The organism is Methylobacterium aquaticum, assembly GCF_001043915.1.
GTDB lineage: Bacteria > Pseudomonadota > Alphaproteobacteria > Rhizobiales > Beijerinckiaceae > Methylobacterium > Methylobacterium aquaticum.
Map to the genome: position 1 here is coordinate 1 of NZ_LABX01000511.1, position 578 is coordinate 578.

Here is a 578-nt window from a genome sequence, read left to right on the forward strand (position 1 = left end):
ATGCACCACGGCGATGGCCGGATCGGCGGCGTTCTGCACCCCGAAGATCACCTGGACGGCGCCCGCATAGGCCTGGGCGCAGAAGGTGGTCAGGTTATGGTGCAGGTTCGGCTCGTCGCCGCAGAGCGGCTTGAGCAGGGTCACGGAGGGGCGGGCCGCCCCGGCGGACAGGCGCGGCGCCGGGCGCCGGGCGAGGCGCCCGGCGAGCCACGCGGTGGTCAGGCCGTAGATGCATCCGGCGAGCGCCAGGACGAGCAGGGGGGTGGAGATCCAGGTCCATTCCATGGCGAGGCGGTGTTCCCTGGGAGGAGTTGGCCGTGCGGGGGCGCGGCGGGCTGTGTCGTTGAGGCGCGGCGGACGGCCGGTCTGCCGCCGCCCGTCCGGTCGCGACGGGCATGCGAGGGGAGCCCGGCGCTGGCGCCTCTCGCTTAAGGGGCCTTCGGCGCCGGCGCGGCCAGCATCGTCTCGGTCGACTTGCGCAGATGGGTCAGCAGGCCGTCGGGCCCGCCCTCCTGGAGCGGCTCGGAGAAGCCGGTCCGCAGGGTGCCGGCCTCGCTCACCGTGCCCTGGAGATAGAC

General features: G+C 74.2%; 1 pseudogene. It reads right to left on the minus strand.

Going from position 1 to position 578, the window contains the following annotated elements:
* A pseudogene (locus VP06_RS33530) lies at positions 1-285 on the minus strand (bacteriohopanetetrol glucosamine biosynthesis glycosyltransferase HpnI); the annotation flags it as partial.
* Positions 286-578 lie beyond the last annotated feature (293 nt).